Genomic DNA, 19539 nt, shown 5'->3' with positions numbered 1-19539 from the left:
AAACGAAGAAGAATTGAACATTTGCCCATATATACTAAAAGAAAACATATAAAATATCTTGCTATTTATTATTTTTTTCCCAAAAAATGCAACAGCCAAGTTTATAAAGTGATTGGCGTAAACTTTTATCTTCAATTTCCTGAAGCATTTTTTCTAGACGCTTTTTATCTTTTTCATTCGGAGGTAGCTTCATTGGCAAGTGATTCGTCAAGAGAGATCTATACCTTTGCTCAATCTTGATACGGTCAATAGCAATATATCCAAAAAAAACATTAATTCTACGGAGCAATTCATCTGTTTCATGCATCAATTTTAAGGCAGCAAATCCTTCACATGCCACAATAAGTGTTGCTGGTCGAAAAACTTCATCTTGATCGGCATGAGATTTCCAAATAATTTTAAGTGGCATGGTGTTTTCACTGATATCATAACCTGCAATTTGGGGCCAATTTTCTATAAGCGCTACATTGAGTCCTGTCCGTTTGCGTAGAACCGGATCAAGTATTTTAGATACCGTCTCAGAAAGAGAGTAAAAATGGCGTTTCTTAACTTGTTTGCTCATTTTTCTAGGCTATCTTTCAATCATATCATTATAGAAATTTTTTCTTTATATAAAAACTCTTACCTGAAAAACGCATCCTTTATCAACAAAATCTAGTTCTCGTTTAAGAAGCAAAATGAACCATGAATTAGCAAAGCAAATAATTTTTTTCTTTTGCATTTTATATCTGCCTATGATTGAAAGCAACCATGCATGAAATTTCTTCGCACCTCCTTTCTTGGTACGATCAAAAGCAACGATATTTACCATGGCGTATTACCCCTAAAGAACAAGCACAAGGCATCCGCCCTGATCCCTATCGCGTTTGGCTTTCTGAAGTCATGCTTCAACAAACAACCGTCGAAGCCGTGAAACCTTATTTTCAAAAATTTCTGAAACTTTGGCCTGACCTTGCTTCTTTAGCAAAAGCCTCACAAGATGATATTATGAAAGCATGGGCTGGACTTGGTTATTATTCACGTGCACGTAATCTTAGAAGTTGTGCTCAACAGCTTGTGGAAAACTACCAAGGACAATTTCCACAATCCGTAAAAGCATTACGGACTCTCTCGGGTATTGGAGACTACACTGCCGCAGCGATTGCCGCAATTGCTTTTAATCATCCTGTAGCAGTTGTTGATAGTAATGTAGAACGTGTGGTAACCCGCTTATTTGCAATTACCTCAATACTAAAAAAAGCAAAAACTGAAATTAAAGAAAAAACACAAGAAATTACTCCTTTAAATCGCCCTGGCGACTTTGCTCAAGCAATGATGGATCTAGGAGCAATCATTTGTACACCAAGAAAACCATCTTGTTACCTTTGTCCTCTTCAAAGTTTGTGCAAAGCTGCCAAGATGCAAATAACTGAGTCTTTTCCAGTCAAAACTCCTAAAAAAGAACGCCCTTTAAAAACTGGTGCTGCTTTTGTTATCCTTAATGAAAATAAGCAAATTTATTTGGAAAAACGACAGGGGCAAAAACTACTCGGTGGAATGACCCAAATTCCTAATGATATCGGAATAAACAACGAAAACGGACTTCAAAACGCTCCTTTCACCGCCGACTGGCAATTTAAAGGACAAATTACACATGTTTTTACCCACTTTTCTCTGAAACTTAACGTTTACTATATCAACAGTGTTCATGAAATGAATCTTAAAAATGGCTGGTGGTGCGATATCCAGCACCTTGCCGAAGAAGCACTTCCTACAGTTATGAAAAAAGCTATTTCCATAGCGATTCCAAATTCCTTTAGATTAAAGTAACCCTCGTCACCAAAAAATGAATTTTTAGTTTAAGATGCAATGTTTCATTTTTTATAAAACGCATTAATTGATTAATGATCATTCACTATTTCACGGTTTAAATAAAAACCTCGAATATAGTGAGATTTTCTCATTTCAGTCCCTTTTATAATGGATCACGAAAAAATTGCTCACTCGCATGTTACAAGCGGGCTCAGTGTGTGAATAAAAAACGTTGAAGAAAGGAGTAACTGCTCCTCTTTATCAATCGTCTAAGTACAAAAGCACATATTGGAAGTTGATCTATATAAAGATACTGTCGGTTTAGTATTTCATAGAACACCAGTTTTTAACATCTGTGAGCGTATTATCATTCTTAAATTATCTATTGATTTCAACCGCCCATTTTCCTGATAATACCAAAAAGTCCAACCGTTACAGCTTTGTGAATCTTGAGCTTTTCGCCCCATTGCATGAATAGAACCAGCTTCACCAGCATGCATGATTGTGCCATCGGCCCTTACAATAGCAGACACTTGCTTTTTGCGATCATAAAGAACTTCTCCTGGATGGAGTAAGCCTGCCTCAATCAAACTGTTGAATGCTACCCGTGGTTCTGCTTTTTTTCTATCCAAAACTGCTAATTCTGGTTTTTCTAAAGGTTTAACCACAGCAATCCTCTCACATGCTGCATCAATGTAGTCTTGCTCGCGTTCAATACCCACAAAATCACGCCCTAAAAGTTTGGCAACAGCGCCTGTTGTTCCCGAACCAAAAAACGGATCAAGAATGACATCGCCAGGCTTAGTAGAAGCCATAATAATACGGGCTAATAACGCCTGTGGTTTTTGGGTTGGATGCAATTTACGCCCTGCCTCATCTTTTAAACGTTCAGCTCCAGTACAGAGAGGGAAAAGCCAATCTGAACGCATCTGTAAATCTTCATTCGCAGCTTTTAAAGCATCATAATTAAATGTGTATTTTTTATCTTTTTGGTCTCGAACAGCCCAAATAAGTGTCTCATGGGCATTTTGAAAACGGCGTCCCCGAAAATTAGGCATGGGATTATTTTTACGCCAAATGATATCGTTAAGTATCCAAAAACCTAAATCTTGTAATGCCGTACCAACCCGAAAAATATTATGGTAAGATCCTATAACCCAAAGTGTCCCGTTCGGTTTTAAAACACGACGACACGCAAGCAACCATGCGCGCGTAAAAGCATCATAAGCAGCAAAATTCTCAAAATGATCCCATGCATCATCGACCGCATCAACAAGCGAATGATCTGGACGATATAAAGCACCATCCAATTGCAAATTATAGGGAGGATCTGCAAAAATCACATCAACTGAATGTTTTGGAAATTTTTCCAGTACCGCAACACAATCCCCTTTAAAAATTTTATTGCGCCATAACATCTGTGATGGAGTACGAACAAAATCTTTTTGAAGCTGAATAACTGTCATAAAAAACCCAAAAAAATGAACTGAATTTGCCCTATAATAAATTAAAATGGTTTATAGGCTCACCACGACCAGCTCATATTTACAAAATAGAGTAAACGTATCGTTAAATCCTTGCAAAATTAATGTTCGTTTTTATTCTTTCATAAAACTTAAAGAAATTTTATACTGACAAATACTTATTTTTCTTCCTTTCAATGTACTTTCTCATAACCTTTATTGTATCAAATGAATAAGAATCACTTTCAAAGCATATTTTTATGAAATAAAGTACTCTCAATGGTATTTTCATAAAAGTTTTTGAACTGTAAATCATGTGTAAAGGAATATCTCATGCCTCAGATAGATCTCATTATTTTTGATTGTGATGGAGTTCTAGTAGACTCTGAGTACCTCGCAGCAAAAATTGGATCTCAATTAATTACACAAACAGGATATGAAATATCTCCTGAAGAATTGAGTAAGCGTTATGCGGGACTTATTTTTTGCGATATCCTTAAACAAATTGAAAAGGAAACAGAAAAACCGATTTCTGCGCATCTCATAGATCAAATGTCAGATCTTTTTCGAGCACAGATAAAAACCGAATTACATGCTATTGATGGTATAAGAGAAGCAATAGAAATCATTCAAACGCGCTATCCCTACTGTATCTGCTCTAATGCAAAGAGCACTGATATAAAAGAAATGCTCACCACCGTTGATCTCTACGATCTTTTTGATGGTAAAGACAAAATATTTTCTGCTCCCGAAGTTGGAACAAAAAAAACGAAACCAGCGCCGGATGTTTTTCTTTTTACCGCACAACAATTACATGTAAAGCCGACAAATACTATTGTTATAGAAGATTCACTACATGGCGTACATGCTGCATCAGCAGCAGGTATGCGCGTCATAGGCTTTACTGGAGGATCACATAGCTATCTTGGGCACTCTAATGTACTGGCAGAGGCGGGTGCTGAAACGGTTATTGCTAAACATGCTCATTTAGGAGAAGTCTTAGAGGCAATGGCAGTATGGCGAGATTTACCATAAAAAAATCTCTTACGTGTATATCAGCTTATAAACTCCCTCAATAATCTTTTTACCAAAATTCCCTTGCTCCGATTAAAGTGACCCACAAAATCTTAGACATTAAAATATAATATATTAGCTGCATATGATGAACAGTATGCAACACCATTATTATAATTCAGTAAGATCTTCATCCTTATCCAATTCTATTCTGAAATAAACTATACATTTTGTTTCGGATCCATTCCATAACATCACTCGAAACTGATATAATTGAGGATGAATCATGCTCCTTTCGGCAATAAGAACACAAGTAAGTAAAAAAATTGAATAACGTGATATAGTTTAGAGCCCCTATAACACATAATAACTATTGTCATAGAAAAAACTCCATCAATAAAAAAATCAGTGTTTGATTTATTGAGAATGGTTTTAATCAATCAACCCATAAAAACTCTCATTCTCAATATCACTTTCTCACTGCACACTAACTCAAGACCGAACGAAAGATCTATCAATTTATCCCATCAAGATTTTAAAGTATAACCTATAAAATCAATTTTACAGCTGCATGTATCAAAAAACGCATAGAACCTGCAATAACAATCCCGATACCCCCTCTTTTTGAAAAGATTAAAAATTTTATAAATAAACAAAATAACCTTTTTGTGCTTATTATTATAATAATTAATATTTTTCTGTCCATGCTATTGTTTAATAACTACATGTAAGTAGCATAATACATATTTTTAATAATAATAAAATTATTTTTATAAATACATATCATATTAATCAAATATAATTATATATCATTATGTATTTTTATTATTGACTAAAATTACATAATGATGTACATTGCAACTTATAAAGTAATTATATTTTATTTATATATTTGCTTATTAATTTAATAACGTATTTAATTATATAAATTAAAGAAAGTATTTGAGGTAATAATTATGGTAAATTTATTTAAAAATCGCGTGTTGGGTATTTTTCTAGCAGCCACTTTTTCTCTTTTTCAAATCTCGAATGTTAATGCAAACTACTTGAAAAGTAGCTATCAACAAGAAACTTTCTCCGTATCTTTAGTGGAACAAGAAAAAAATAAGGTGTTCAATACAGCTGCTCTCTATACCCATAGTTTTAATGACGTAATAGGAAATGAAGCAGCCGTTGAAGGAAATGTTGAAAAAATAGTTGGACCTCTCGCCCTAGGATTTGGAATTTTGGTAGGTGGATATACAATAAGCACGTTAATAGATTGGATAATCAAAATTGTGTCATTCTTTGTTTAAATAAATAAAGATTTTAGCGTAAACGACCAGAAAATGAAACTATTATATGTTTTTCTGTTTTTTACAAAGATGCATAATGAAACACCCACTATTTACACTATTACAAAGACAACCATCCTTTGGACTTACTAATTATACTCAATGAATTTATCTATTTGGGTTAAATTAAAAAATATTTGAGGTGAAATTATGGTAAAAGTTTTTAAAAACAATGTATTAAGTGTTTTTATAGTGGCTGCTTTTTTTCTTTCACAAGTTGTGAATGTTAATGCAAATCATTTGAGAAATAGCTCTCAAAAAGAAGATGTTATTGATTACATACTGAAACAAATGGGAAATCCAATTTCTAACATAACTGGTATAACTGATCTCTATGTTTCAACTGTCAATTATGGAGTAGAAAATAAAGCTACCGTTGAAGGAAAAATTGAAAAAGTAATTGAACCCGTAACGATAGTAACAGGGTTGGTGATTGCTACATATGCAATAAATCTCATAGGAGCACTAACAGCATGGATAAAGGAGATAATATTCATGTCTAAGAAAAAACCGTTAAGTATAATTTTTTAAGAAAAAGCTGCATTATACTCTAGAAATGAGTATTTATAATAATACACAATGTAGCAAATTTCCACCATCTTAGGTAGATGAATATAAGCGGTAGATTTTAGTCTTTGCGTCCATTTAGTCTATTGCATTCACTCACCTACGATAAGAGTAGAAAATATTTGAGGTAATAATTATGGTAAAATTATTTAGAAATTATGTGTTAAGTATTTTTACAGCAGTTGCTTTTTTTCTTTCACAAGTGGTTAATGCTAATGCAAATCATTTGAAAAACAATCCTCAACACGAGAATATTCCTGTTTCCGTAATGGAACAGAGAGAGAATAAAATAATTAATATAGCTGCTCTCTATGTTCCAGGTTTAAGTTATGGAGTGGAAAATAACTCTGTTGCTCAAGGAAAAATTGAGAAAGTGTTTGAGCCCATTACACTAGGAACCTTTAGTGTCGGGATTGCTGCTGGATATGCAACAAGTATGATTGGCATGCTCCTAGGGCTTATAATAAGTGCGATAGTATCATACTTCAAAAAATAATGATCCTTGATCAAATTCCCTGTTTAAATATGGATTTCATAAAATACATCAAAATAAAACACTAAATATAATACGTTATGTATATGAAAAACATATAACTAACTAAATTTGGGTGAGGAAAGACCGGAACAGTTTTGTATACCTCTCTCTGCGTTTACAAACTGTACTGATATATTCGCTCACTTCTGTAAAAGTAGAAATTATTTGAGGTAAAATTATGGAAGAATTACTTAAAAATCATATGTTACGTATTTTTATAATGGCTGCTTTTTTTCTTTCACAAGTTGTTAATGCTAATGCAAATCATTTGAAAAACGATCCTCAACACGAGAATATTCCTGTTTCCGTAATGGAACAGGGAAAGAAGAAAACAATCAATATAGCTGCTTTCTATGTTCCAGATATAAATCATGGAGCGGGAAATGAAGCTACCATTGAAGGAAAAATCGAGAAAGTGTTTGAACCCATTACACTAGGAATTTTTACGACAGTAGGATCTTTAGGTTTTGGTTTTTTAACTGGATTTGTTATGTCTATATTTAGTGCGGTAATTGGATGGGCAATAAGTGCTGTTAAAAAACGCTAGAGTTCAAAGCTATCCGGTTATTTTTTATTAAACAAAGTAGTGCTTAAATTGCGGCTTGCCTTAAAGTAATTAGGCAAGCTGTTTTTTGTGCTGTCCATGGTAACTTTGTTCGTTATCGACAATAGTTTGTAGCACAAATAAGATACTTATCGGCAAAAAATTGATCATTTACACTAAACAAGATAACTCCGGATGCCCAATAGACGCACGTAATACTATAAGTTCCCTGAAAAATTTCTAACATATGTCATAGCTAGAAGAACTTGATTATCATATGCGTTTTTGACTACACAAATAAGAGTAGAAAAACAATTATAAGCAATCGCGTTTCTGCAAAAATGGTCTTCTTGAAATGCCATGTTCTATCTTATTTGCCAATATTCAGGTAGCTGAATAAAGGAGTATAAATTATAAAATAAACGAACGAATATTCACGATAAATCCTTCATATATGAATATATTTAATATCAATAGCTTAATAATAAAAAAACTAATGCCTTTGTTTTTTCATTATTTATAATAATAAGCAAACAAACTTTCATTCATTTAATAAGTTTAATATTATTAAAAACATGAAATATACAATTTTATCGGTTTATTAAAAATAAATGAAAGAAAAAGCTTATGCGATATATCAGCACAAGAGGTGAGGCTCCTGTTTTAGGCTTTACTGAAACTATCATGACTGGTCTGGCTAGTGATGGAGGTCTTTATCTTCCAGAAAAATTTCCCCAATTATCATTCAATGCATTACGAGAGCTTCGCGGACAATCCTATACGACAATTGCTAAAACAATTCTTTGGCCTTTTGTGAATAATGAAATCGAATATACCGTTTTTGAAAATATGATTGCAGAATCATATGCCTCTTTTCATCATCCAGCAATCTGTCCACTGCGGCAAACTGAAACGGATGAATTTATTCTTGAGCTTTTTCACGGTCCTACTTTGGCATTTAAAGATATCGCAATGCAGTTTCTTTCTCGACTGATGGATTACATTCTCACTAAAAAAAATAAACAGGCAACCATCATTGCTGCCACATCGGGTGATACAGGTGGTGCTACAATACAAGCCTTTGCGGGAAAAGAACATTTAGATGTTTTTATTTTGTTTCCTAAAGGACGCATATCACCTATTCAGCAACGGCAAATGACGACAAATCAAAGTACAAATGTTCATGCCATCGCCATTGAAGGAAATTTTGATGATTGCCAAGCACTTGTCAAAGCAATGTTTAATGACCATAATTTCCGTCAAAAAAAAGCGCTTTCAGGAGTTAATTCTATAAACTGGGCGCGTATTATGGCGCAAATTGTTTATTATTTTTCATCCGCACTTTGCTTAGGCGCTCCTGATAGAGCTGTTTCATTTGCTGTTCCTACAGGAAATTTCGGTGATATTTTTGCAGGTTATGTTGCTGCCCGTATGGGATTACCCATCGCCCAACTCATCATTGCAACAAATGATAATGACATTCTCGCACGTACATTAACGAATGGTACTTATGAAATACGGCCAATAACCCATACAACATCACCCTCGATGGATATTCAAATTTCTTCTAATTTCGAACGTTTACTCTTTGAAAGTAGTGATCGCGACTCACTGTGGATTCGCAATGCGATGGAAAACTTGCAAAAATCAGGATGTTTTGACCTTAACGAAAAGCAGCTTAAAAATATCCGTTCTCTATTTTCTGCTGGGAAAAGTAACATGGATGAAACAGCAAAAACAATTGAAACTGTTTACAAAGAAAGCGGCTATCTAGCTGACCCACATACCGCTGTTGCGCTTAAAGTAGCTCGCGAAAAAAAACAACCACATATTCCAATGATCGTCCTTTCTACTGCTCATCCTGCCAAATTTCCTGATGCTATCAAAAGTGCCTGTGGACTTAATACCCCGCGGACATCTTGTCTCGACGGTTTAATGGAACGCGAAGAACATTTTATAGGTCTTGCTAATGATGAAAAAATAGTAAAAGATTATATTTCTTTAAAATCGCATGCATCTTATTAAAGTTAGCTGCATTAATTCAAATCAAGAATATTCCAATGTCCCTATTATGAGGTATTTGGCTTGTTTAATGGAGTCGTAAACACATGACTGTAGATATCAGTCGCCTTAGCAATGGTTTGACTATCGCCACACATACAATGTCACAAATTGACAGTGTAGCACTTGGCATATGGGTTAAAGTTGGATCACGCAATGAAACCTTAACACAACATGGTATCGCCCATCTTCTTGAACATATGGCTTTCAAAGGAACAGAAAACCGTACAGCATTTCAAATTGCAACCGATATTGAAGATGTTGGTGGTGAAATCAATGCCACGACTAGTACTGAAACAACCGCCTATTTTGCACGCGTACTCAAAAATGATATCTCACTTGCTATTGACATTCTAGCCGATATTTTGACGTCTTCAAAATTTGATGAAGAGGAATTAGAACGAGAAAAAAAAGTAATTCTGCAGGAAATTGGTGCCGCTCATGATGTTCCTGATGATATTGTTTTTGATCACTTTACGGAAACAGCCTTTCGTCACCAGTCTCTTGGTCGTTCCATTTTAGGAACACCCAAAACAATTCAATCATTTACCTCTGCTGACCTTCACAATTTCATGAACAAACAATATAGTGCAGACCGTATGATCGTAATTGCAGCAGGAGCTGTCCAGCACGAAAACTTCCTGCAAGAGGTTGAAAGCCGTCTTGGCACTTTTCGTTCTCATTCAACAGTGCCCCTCACCAATCTTGCAAATTATGTCGGCGGTGATTTTCGTGAATATCGCGATTTAATGGATACACAAATTGTTCTCGGTTTCGAAGGGCGCCCTTATCATGCACGTGACTTTTATGCTGCCCAAATGCTTTCAATTATTCTTGGCGGAGGCATGTCATCACGCCTCTTCCAAGAAGTGAGAGAGAAGCGTGGATTGTGTTATTCTATTTATGCTTTTCATTGGGGATTTTCAGATACCGGGCTCTTTGGTGTTCATGCCGCTACAGGACAAAAAGGACTAAAAGAACTACTTCCTGTGATTCTTGATGAGCTTGCTAAGGCAAGCAAAAATATTCATCCCAATGAACTTCAACGAGCACAAGCGCAATATCGTGCAAACCTTACAATGTCGCAGGAAAGTCCATCTAGTCAAGCGCATCTCATTGCCCGCCAAATGCTTCTTTATGGTCGACCAATTCCAATCTCTGAAACAATTGAACGCTTAGATCTTATTACCCCCGCAAGATTAACTGATTTAGCGCATCGTCTTTTTATCAATTCTACTCCAACATTAGCCGCTGTCGGACCTATTGGCTCCCTCATGAATTTTGATGATTTAACATCAAATCTTTCCTACAAAATAAAGTAAAATTAAACAAAACTTTTCCCAATGCTTTCGTGCATATTAGAGAGGTAAAAAACTATTTTTAACTTTAGAAACATAATAGCACGTGTAGTTTTTATGATAAAATTTACCACAAACTTTTTTCTGGTTACATAAGTTTGGGAAATACTTATAAAATAAGTGTACAAAACTATCCAACTCTTATTTCATGTGATAAATAGAATTTGAAAAGCAAAGGGATATTCTGTGAAATCTGAAAGTTCATGGTTTAGCTTTATCCTACAAAAATATAAGATTCTATCAGTTTCAAGCTCCATTGAAGCAGATATATATCTGATCTATTTTTGTATAAATAGCATACAACTTTTCAAAAAAATGATGACCGCTTGTTATATAAAACAAATTATAAAGGGTAGCTGTTTTTTCTCGAAAATCTAAATTAAAATTAAACACCCTAAAATACTGAGAGTGGGACATTGTGAAAAGTTTGCGTAAAATCATTAACATCATTTTTATTGTAGTTGTCAGTTCTTTTGTCCACTTTACGTCAGCACAAGCAATTGAGCCCGTTAAAATTTCTTCTCAAGATGCTGCTCTTGATCTTTCAAAAGCAATAGAAATTCATCATACAAATAACTCCATCTTTCAAATAAGTACAGCACCAGGACCAGATGGTATTGTTTGGCGTATTGAAGTGCAGGCAAAAAGTGAAAAATTTTCTGGAAACTGGGCTGTATTTTCTCTTGCAAACCCAACAGATGAACAAATTGATCGTCTCATCGTTGCCCCTCATTATCGTATGGCTCATTCTGGCTTCCTTCGGCCAGACCTTGGATCAGCGCGCATCCAATCAATCACTCCGAGTGAAGGTTTTTCGCTCGACCGTCAAGCAAGTACCAATTCTGATATTTTTCGTATTACACTTAACCCTGGTGCTGTCGTTACATTTGTTGCCGAGCTTAATTCTGCAAATCTACCGCAAATTTATTTATGGCAACCTGAAGCCTATAAGGACGCAATCAATTCTTATACGCTCTATCATGGTATTCTTCTTGGGATATCAGGTCTTTTAGCCCTCTTGTTAACTGTTCTCTTCGTCGTTCGTGGAACAAGCCTCTTTCCTGCAACGGCTGCTGTCGCTTGGGCAGTTCTCTTTTATATTGGCATCGATTTTAACTTTTTGAATAAATTCTTTGCAATTACTCTAACAACGCAACCGATCTGGCGTGCTGGTACAGAAGTAGCGCTTGCCGCTACACTCTTCATTTTCCTTTTTACCTATCTATGTCTTAACCGCTGGCATTATCATTTCAATTATGGTGCAATTGCATGGATCATCGCTTTTTGTAGTTTGGGAGCATTTGCTATTTACGACCCAACTAGGGCAGCTGGAATCGCTCGTCTGTCATTCGGTCTCACTGCTATGCTTGGTATAGTTTTAATCAGCTATTTTTCGAGCCGAAGTTATGACCGTGCGATCATGCTTATCCCTACATGGTTGCTCATTAGTTTCTGGTGTATTGGAGCCTATGCCTGTATAGCAGGGTATTTAAACAATGATATTATCCAGCCAGCATTAGCAGGAGGATTAGTGCTCATTGTTCTTCTCATTAGTTTTACTGTCATGCAACAAACTTTTTCCAATGATGCTTTCCATGAAGGGATATTTTCCGATCTTGAACAACAAGTGCTTGCCGCAAAAGGAGCTGGAAATATTATTTGGGACTGGAATGTCGAACGTGACCACATTTTTATACAGCCAGATATAACAACTCTTTTTGGTCCTGGAACCCATAAACTCAATGGTCCTATGCGCAACTGGATTTCAGCCTTGCATCATGATGATCGTGAGCGCTTTCAAGCCGTACTGGATATCATTCTTAAAAATAAAAAGGGACGCATCGATCAAATTTTTCGATTGTCTTCTGGTGGAGGCTATTATCATTGGTTTTCTCTTCGTGCACGTCCGGCTATGCAAAAAGAGGGAAAAATTACGCGTGTCATTGGAACCATCGTTAATATTACCAACCATAAAAAGGCCGAAGAACGCTTATTGTATGATGCAATTCACGACAGCTTAACAGGACTTCCTAACCAACAAATTTTCCTCGACAGATTACAAAACTATACCTCTTTAGCTAAAGCGAATATCAAAATTAGACCAACAGTCTTTATGATTGATTTTGATAATTTCCACCAAATTAACCACAAATTAGGTATAGCTGTTGGTGACACCGTACTGCTCATCATAGCACGCCGTTTGAGCCGTCTTATTAATTTTCAAGATACCCTGTCACGCCTTTCTGCCGATCGTTTTGCAATCATTTTGCTCAGTGAAACTGAACCACAGAAAATTGCAGCATTTGCAGATCATCTGCACAAAACAATCTCAGCACCTATTTCGCTTACAGAAAAAAAAATAACGCTTTCAACATCAATTGGGCTGGTCACATGGAGTGAAAATAGATCGACCGCTAAAGATATTTTAAACGATAGCGAACTTGCAATGATCCGTGCAAAACAAATGGGTGGCAACCATATTGAACCTTTTCGTCCCAATTTTCGCGCGTTAAACATTGAACATAATACAATGGGGAAAGACATTCATTATGCTATAAAACGTAATGAAATAAAAATCCTCTACCATCCTATTCTTAATTTATCAGATGGACACATTATTGGTTTTGAAACAATTGTAGAATGGCATCATCCAAATTATGGACACTTAAATGTCTCTGATTTTATCAAGGTCGTAGAAAACGAACAAATCGTTATGGATTTGGCACAATTTATTGTCGATAATGCTGTTATTGATCTTACAAATGTACAAGAAAAATTTTCTCAAAAATCTTTCTTTATTTCAATCAATTTACCAAGCACAGAAATGATTCATCCTCGCTTCATAAGTCAGTTGCGCTCTACCCTACTTCGCCATCCCCTCAACAAAGGGAGCTTGATGATAGAAATATCTGAATTTGTCTTACGAAAAAATCCTGAACAATCAGCGCACTTTCTTGAACAAATTAAAACACTCGGAATGAATCTTGCACTTGATAATTTTGGAACAGGTTATTCATCACTTGCCTATCTTGTCCGTTATCCCTTCGACATAGTTAAATTAGATCGCTCACTCGTCTCAATCGATTCTCTCAAGAAAAAACTTGTTCTGAAATCCATCATCAACATGGCAACAGACCTTAATTTGCAAATTATCGCAGAAGGCGTTGAAAATGAAAAAGAAGCACTCTTTCTACGCCAACAAGGTTGTCAATATGTTCAAAGTACACTTGTCACTAAACCAATCGCCATCGAAGAATTAATCACTCTCGTTCACAATCATTTTCCTTATACAAAAAAACATAACGGATAGGTAAAACAAGGGACAGGACGTTGTGTAAAATAAAAAACTCGGAAAATATTTGAAACTCTACGCGTGCCCCATTTCAGAAGCAAGATAGATCGGATTGATTCCCATGCGAACCAAGCTTTCATCATATTTGCGACTTAAATCGCTTTCAAAAAGAAAACTAGGTGATGTAGAACTAATAAGCCAACCATTCGTAGAGATTTCTGCTTCGAGCTGTCCGGCTTTCCATCCAGCATAACCTAATGCTATCAACGCATGTTGTGGGCCTCGTTCACAACTGATTGCTTTTAATATATCAATCGTCGCAGTAAAACAGATCTTATCTGCAATAGAAACAGTTTCTTCACAGGTATAATCATCAGAATGCAGCACGAAACCACGTGAAGGATCAACAGGTCCACCATAGCGTACGGGAAACTTCTTTATTGGTTCAGAAAGATATTTTTTTTGACCACTCTTTATGACGCCAAGATGCAGCAAAAGCTCTGGAAAATCAATATGGTGCAATTGATTGAGAATAATCCCCATGGCACCAGCATCAGAATGCGCGCAAATATAAACAACAGAACGAATAAAGCGTTTGTCATTCATCCCTGGCATTGCTATGAGCAACTGCCCACTCAAAAAGCCATTACACTGCTTCATCAATCTGTTATTCTCCATAATTTACATGATAAAGTTCACTTTAGTTAGTACAACAGGAAAATAAAAATCCAATGAAAAAACTTCAAATATTTACAAGTTTACAAAATACCGTCATTTCCCTTTATAAAAAACTTTTAGTTACTTTAATCTTAACATTCATATTTTTAGGATTACCCGCCCCCTCTATCAGCGCCCAAACAAAACAAAACGCATATCTTCTTGCAACATCCTGGTATAACTCAGAGGGTGGCCGTATCAGATTAGCGATTACCGAGCCCTCTCTTTCTAGAATAAGAGATGGTATTATTGAAATTGTTCTTAAACCAGGATGGAAAACCTATTGGCGTAATCCAGGTAATTCAGGTATGGCACCATTTTTTAACTTCAACCAACAGGTTTCTTATGAAATATTTTACCCCGCACCACAGCTTTATGAAACAGAAAATGACTGGTCACTAGGCTATAAAGATAAAGTAGTCTTACCCTTCAAGATTTCCGGTTCAAACAAAAATTTAAGTGGTACTTTAACTCTTGGATTATGTAATGAGATCTGCCTCCCATTCACCGTTAACTTTAATTTTTCACCATCTGCTCCACACAATAAACATCTTCCTGATTCTTTATTAAAAGATGCCCAAGCTGCTCTACCCGATACAACGCATCATGACTTTAAAATAAGTGCTAAAAAAGAAACAAACACCCTCTTCATCAAAATACAGAATAACAACAAAATCATACCTTCCTCTCTCTTTTTAGATGGAGGAGAAATGCAAATTGGACCAGCAAAAAAAATAAGTCATAACGCAGAATATACACTCTTTAGTGCTCCACTTTATTTCATACCTGATGAAGAAAACTACACAATTTTTTATACAATTTCTTTTAAAGGTCATGCTTTAAGCGGAACATTCATACTCCACACGCAACCCAATACTGTTCCTACTGAGCGATAAAAAAGAAAATCTTGCAAAAAAGACTATTTTAAAAAATATTCATTTTCGCGATATTCTGTAATTGCTTTCCTTGCAAGTGCATCTGCACGCTCATTGATCGGATGACCAGCATGCCCTTTTACCCAGTGCCATCTAATAGTATGACGAGAACAGGCGTTTTCAAGAGCTTGCCATAACTCTCTATTTTTCACAGGCTTTTTTGATACAGTACGCCAATTATTCTTCTTCCACTCTTCAAGCCACATAGAAATACCATTGCGTACATAAATTGAGTCCGTATAAAGATCGACCGAGCAGGATTCTTTAAGTGCCTTCAATGCACAAATCGCTGCTGTCAATTCCATTTGATTGTTGGTCGTGTGCGCTTCTCCACCATAAAGCTCACGTTCATGGCCATTCCAGCGTAAAATTGCTCCCCAACCTCCAACGCCAGGATTCCCTGAACATGCACCATCTGTATAAATTTCAACGACTTTCTGCTGATTTAACATAAAATTTAAAAACCTAATTCACGCAGCGACGGCGCATCACTGAAGAAACAAAGCTTGTACCAGTATTCCCATGGATCTTTCTTCACGACAAAACTAGCAGACGGCGTATGAAACCAATCATAAAGACGTGTGAGTAAAAAACGCAAAGCCGCCCCACGCACTAACAGGGGAATCGCGTCCAATTCTAAAGGCACCAATGGCCTCATTTTTTGATAATTTTCCAATAGCCTACGTGCTTTGGTAAGATTATAGGAATGATCATATTCAAAACACCAAGCATTCAGACAGATTGCCAAATCATAAGCTAAAAAATCATTACAAGCAAAATAGAAATCTATAATGCCAGAAAGATGATGGTTTAAAAAAAATACATTATCATTAAACAAATCAGCATGAATAATACCCGTTGGCAAATTCAACGGCCAATTTTCTTCTAAAAAAGCCAACTCGGTATTAATTTTTTGCCCAAACTCTTTAAGCAACGTATCTCCTCCCGTTTGGCAACTTTTCCATAATAGTTTCCAATCCACGATAGAAAGAGTATTTCTACGACTAAGTGAAAAATCTTGTCCTGCTAAATGCAATTGCGCTAAGCTAGACCCTACTTCGCCACAATGACATACATTGGGATGATGGACCCACACCCCTTCCAAAAAAGTAATAATAGCAGCCGGACGTCCTGCTAATTCACCAATCATTGTCCCATCATTTTGAACTATCGGTTGAGGGCAAGGAATTCCACGCTGCCCCAAGTGTTGCATAAGACTACAAAAAAAAGGCAAATCATCTTTTGAAACACGCTTCTCATAAAGCGTTAAAATAAACTTCCCTTCTGTTGTATAAAGCATAAAATTGGAATTCTCAATTCCTTCTGCTATCCCTTGATAAGATAAAAGTAAACCGATTGAATAACGCGTCAAAAATGCTTCCAAATCATTGCGATGAATATCAGTGTAAACTGCCATTATTTTGCTTTCGTTTTCAGTCTTTTATCTATCATCATTTTCATTTGTTAACGTCTCAACCTGACCATTAACGAAAGCCATATCTTTAGGGGTTAAAATGACATCGCGCAATTCGCGATTCACTAAAAATGTCTCCGTTTCTACTGCAGTTTCAGTTAATTCTATTTTAACGTCATAACGCTTACGAAAAGCTGTAATAATTTCATTAACAATAACTTCAGGGGCAGATGCCCCAGCTGAGAGACTCACGACAGAAAGAACTCCAAGCTGATCGAAATCAATTTCATGAACGCCTTGCACTAAAATAGCCTGTCGCGCACCAGCTCTCTGAGCAACCTCTACCAAACGTCGTGAATTAGAAGAATTTGGTGCACCGACAATTAAAAATAGATCGCTCCCTAATGCTGCAGCCTTAACAGCATCTTGTCGATTCGTGGTGGCATAACAAATTGATTCAGCAGCTGGTGCTTCTAACGCAGGAAAACGCTGTTGCAACACCTCAATAATTTCTGCCGTATCTTCGATAGAAAGTGTTGTTTGCGTGACAAATCCTAATTTTTTAGGATCATCTGGTTGATAATATAAAGCGTCCTTTACTGTTTCAACTAATGTAACAGCTCCTTTTTCAAGCTGTCCCATTGTTCCTATTACCTCTGGGTGACCAGCATGACCAATCAATATGACATGGCGACCATGACGTTGATGTCTTATCGCTTGTTTATGAACCTTAGAAACCAAAGGACATGTTGCATCGAGATATAACAGATTATATTGACGCGCCTCTTCTGGTACTGATTTTGGTACCCCATGAGCAGAAAACACAACAGGTTGACTACGATACTCTTCTGGAATCTCATAAAGCTCTTCAACAAAAATAGCACCACGCTGCTGTAACCCCTCAACTACATAACGGTTGTGGACAATTTCATGACGAACATAGACTGGAGCCCCATATTTTTTTAACGCAAGAATAACAATTTGAATCGCACGATCAACCCCCGCGCAAAATCCACGTGGACTGCAAAGGCGCATTGTTAAAGAAGGGAGTATACACATAACCTATCCTTTCATCTCTAAAACTTGGACCAGATACCCACTCTACCCCTATAAACCTGTACAAGTGCGTAAAAGAAAGATTGAAAACATTAGTTTGTATATAATATACAAAAGCATTGTATTGATGGTATGCTGTTAGTGCGTTTTTTTAATGAAAAACCCTTTAATTTTTACTCCTTATTTAACAAGATTAAAAGATGATAAAAATCAAACCAGAGCTTCAATCAAAAGAACTGCGAATATAGCAAACAAATAAAATAATGAAAAGAAAAACGTTTTCTTTGCTCGTAGAATAGTTTTCTCGTGCGTATCAGTTTTCCAAAGCCGATAAGCAAAATAAATGAAGGTAATGCTTAAAATTGTTGAAAAAATACCATAAGTAATCTGAGCAAAACCGGTAATATAAGGTCCCGTAGCACATATCGCCATAATAATAGAATAAACTAAAATCTGTTTTTTTGTTGACCGTTCACCTCGCACATTAGGCATCATAGGAATATCTGCCGCATCATAATCAAGAGATGAAAACAAAGAAAGAGACCAAAAATGTGGTGGTGTCCACATAAAAATGATTAAAAATAATAAAAAGCTCTCAATGTTCACTGTCCCCGTTGCCGCAGCCCATCCAATCATAGGTGGGAAGGCCCCAGATGCACCGCCAATAACAATATTTTGTGGCGTTCTACGCTTTAACCAAATTGTATAGACAACGATATAAAAGAAGATTGTGAACGCAAGCAGAAATGCTGCAAACCAATTAATGAAGCTGCCCATAATCAACACTGACAGCATAGAAAGGACCATACCAAAAACAAATGCCTTTCTGGGACTGATTTTACCGGTAGGAATAGGACGATTTTTGGTACGTTCCATCACTGCATCAATATCAGCATCATACCACATATTCAGTGCCCCTGCACCACCACCACCTATAGCAATACAAAAAATTGCTAAAAAACCATAAAATAGATTCATACGAACGGGCGATATCACCAATCCAACTAGAGCTGTAAATACAACAAGTGACATAACGCGTGGCTTTAATAAAGTGATATAATCACCAATACTGGATTTTGGCAGAATTGGTTTATCCCTTGCAGCCGTTAATTCTCCTGAAACAGACATTCCGTTCAAATACCCTTTCTACTTTCATCATCGACAAATAAATACTATCTAGCATATAAGAATGACTAATTAACATCATAGTATTTTTGAGAATATAGTAGGAGATCCCTCTTATATGTATCCCCTAAAAACAGACAGAGATACTTGCAACAAAAATACATTTTTCAACACCAAATGTACCATAAAAATACCTCATACTAAACTCATAAAACAACACTAAAGACTTTGTCTTCTATGACAGATTGTTTGTCTCCTTTTTTATTTGTGCATATGGATTAATATGTTTGGGACCATAATGGTTTTGTGTTATATTTAATTTAAGAGTTTATT

The 19539-nt window shown here is 36.0% G+C and carries 17 protein-coding genes; 10 read left to right on the top strand and 7 right to left on the bottom strand.

Annotation, left to right across the window (positions count from 1 at the left end; genetic code table 11):
- Window positions 1-61: 61 nt before the first annotated feature.
- Window positions 62-562 (bottom strand): DUF721 domain-containing protein, encoded by a 501-nt coding sequence (locus HNQ69_RS03010; protein ID WP_183228599.1) that lies wholly within the window; start codon window positions 560-562, stop codon window positions 62-64.
- A gap of 188 nt (window positions 563-750) precedes the next feature.
- Here HNQ69_RS03010 and mutY point away from each other — a divergent pair, with 188 nt between their 5' ends.
- Window positions 751-1809 (top strand): A/G-specific adenine glycosylase, encoded by a 1059-nt coding sequence (gene mutY / locus HNQ69_RS03005; protein WP_183228598.1) that lies wholly within the window; start codon window positions 751-753, stop codon window positions 1807-1809.
- A 311-nt stretch (window positions 1810-2120) separates the two neighbouring features.
- Here mutY and HNQ69_RS03000 read toward each other — a convergent pair whose 3' ends face one another.
- On the bottom strand, window positions 2121-3209 hold the full coding sequence (locus tag HNQ69_RS03000) for a site-specific DNA-methyltransferase (protein ID WP_425486673.1): 1089 nt from the start codon (window positions 3207-3209) through the stop codon (window positions 2121-2123).
- 378 nt (window positions 3210-3587) lie between these two features.
- On the opposite strand from HNQ69_RS03000, the gene HNQ69_RS02995 reads away from it, so the two are divergent.
- The 8 genes from HNQ69_RS02995 (at window position 3588) to HNQ69_RS02960 (ending at window position 13977) form a co-directional block, all read left to right on the top strand.
- Window positions 3588-4289: an HAD family hydrolase gene (locus HNQ69_RS02995; RefSeq protein ID WP_183228596.1), complete on the top strand. Its 702-nt coding sequence runs from the start codon at window positions 3588-3590 to the stop codon at window positions 4287-4289.
- A 935-nt stretch (window positions 4290-5224) separates the two neighbouring features.
- Window positions 5225-5563: a hypothetical protein gene (locus tag HNQ69_RS02990; RefSeq protein ID WP_183228595.1), complete on the top strand. Its 339-nt coding sequence runs from the start codon at window positions 5225-5227 to the stop codon at window positions 5561-5563.
- Between the two features lie 189 nt (window positions 5564-5752).
- On the top strand, window positions 5753-6133 hold the full coding sequence (locus HNQ69_RS02985) for a hypothetical protein (protein WP_183228594.1): 381 nt from the start codon (window positions 5753-5755) through the stop codon (window positions 6131-6133).
- A 172-nt stretch (window positions 6134-6305) separates the two neighbouring features.
- Complete coding sequence (locus HNQ69_RS02980) at window positions 6306-6665, top strand: hypothetical protein (protein ID WP_183228593.1); 360 nt, start codon at window positions 6306-6308, stop codon at window positions 6663-6665.
- A gap of 217 nt (window positions 6666-6882) precedes the next feature.
- Window positions 6883-7251, top strand: coding sequence for a hypothetical protein (locus HNQ69_RS02975; RefSeq protein WP_183228592.1), 369 nt, complete (start codon window positions 6883-6885; stop codon window positions 7249-7251).
- A 624-nt stretch (window positions 7252-7875) separates the two neighbouring features.
- Window positions 7876-9273: a threonine synthase gene (gene thrC, locus HNQ69_RS02970; protein WP_183228591.1), complete on the top strand. Its 1398-nt coding sequence runs from the start codon at window positions 7876-7878 to the stop codon at window positions 9271-9273.
- A gap of 83 nt (window positions 9274-9356) precedes the next feature.
- On the top strand, window positions 9357-10631 hold the full coding sequence (locus HNQ69_RS02965; RefSeq protein ID WP_183228590.1) for a M16 family metallopeptidase: 1275 nt from the start codon (window positions 9357-9359) through the stop codon (window positions 10629-10631).
- Between the two features lie 454 nt (window positions 10632-11085).
- Window positions 11086-13977: an EAL domain-containing protein gene (locus HNQ69_RS02960; protein WP_183228589.1), complete on the top strand. Its 2892-nt coding sequence runs from the start codon at window positions 11086-11088 to the stop codon at window positions 13975-13977.
- Window positions 13978-14034: 57 nt separating this feature from the next.
- Here the strand turns inward: HNQ69_RS02960 and HNQ69_RS02955 are convergent, their stop codons facing one another.
- Complete coding sequence (locus HNQ69_RS02955; protein WP_183228693.1) at window positions 14035-14619, bottom strand: YqgE/AlgH family protein; 585 nt, start codon at window positions 14617-14619, stop codon at window positions 14035-14037.
- Window positions 14620-14690: 71 nt separating this feature from the next.
- On the opposite strand from HNQ69_RS02955, the gene HNQ69_RS02950 reads away from it, so the two are divergent.
- Window positions 14691-15572 carry a protein-disulfide reductase DsbD domain-containing protein gene (locus tag HNQ69_RS02950; RefSeq protein ID WP_183228588.1) on the top strand — a complete coding sequence of 294 codons (882 nt, stop codon included), beginning with the start codon at window positions 14691-14693 and terminating at the stop codon, window positions 15570-15572.
- Between the two features lie 23 nt (window positions 15573-15595).
- Here the strand turns inward: HNQ69_RS02950 and rnhA are convergent, their stop codons facing one another.
- The 4 genes from rnhA to cyoE form a co-directional block, all read right to left on the bottom strand.
- Window positions 15596-16063 (bottom strand): ribonuclease HI, encoded by a 468-nt coding sequence (gene rnhA / locus HNQ69_RS02945; RefSeq protein ID WP_183228587.1) that lies wholly within the window; start codon window positions 16061-16063, stop codon window positions 15596-15598.
- A 5-nt stretch (window positions 16064-16068) separates the two neighbouring features.
- On the bottom strand, window positions 16069-17028 hold the full coding sequence (locus tag HNQ69_RS02940) for a homoserine kinase (RefSeq protein ID WP_183228586.1): 960 nt from the start codon (window positions 17026-17028) through the stop codon (window positions 16069-16071).
- 24 nt (window positions 17029-17052) lie between these two features.
- Window positions 17053-18084 carry a 4-hydroxy-3-methylbut-2-enyl diphosphate reductase gene (gene ispH, locus HNQ69_RS02935; protein WP_183228585.1) on the bottom strand — a complete coding sequence of 344 codons (1032 nt, stop codon included), beginning with the start codon at window positions 18082-18084 and terminating at the stop codon, window positions 17053-17055.
- Window positions 18085-18291: 207 nt separating this feature from the next.
- Window positions 18292-19209, bottom strand: coding sequence for a heme o synthase (cyoE, locus tag HNQ69_RS02930; protein WP_183228584.1), 918 nt, complete (start codon window positions 19207-19209; stop codon window positions 18292-18294).
- Between the last annotated feature and the right edge of the window lie 330 nt (window positions 19210-19539).

The sequence above is a fragment of the Bartonella callosciuri genome, assembly GCF_014203215.1.
GTDB classification, from domain to species: Bacteria; Pseudomonadota; Alphaproteobacteria; order Rhizobiales; family Rhizobiaceae; genus Bartonella; species Bartonella callosciuri.
The sequence above is the reverse complement of the archived record's forward strand: the minus strand, read 5'-3'. Positions and strand labels throughout refer to the sequence as shown.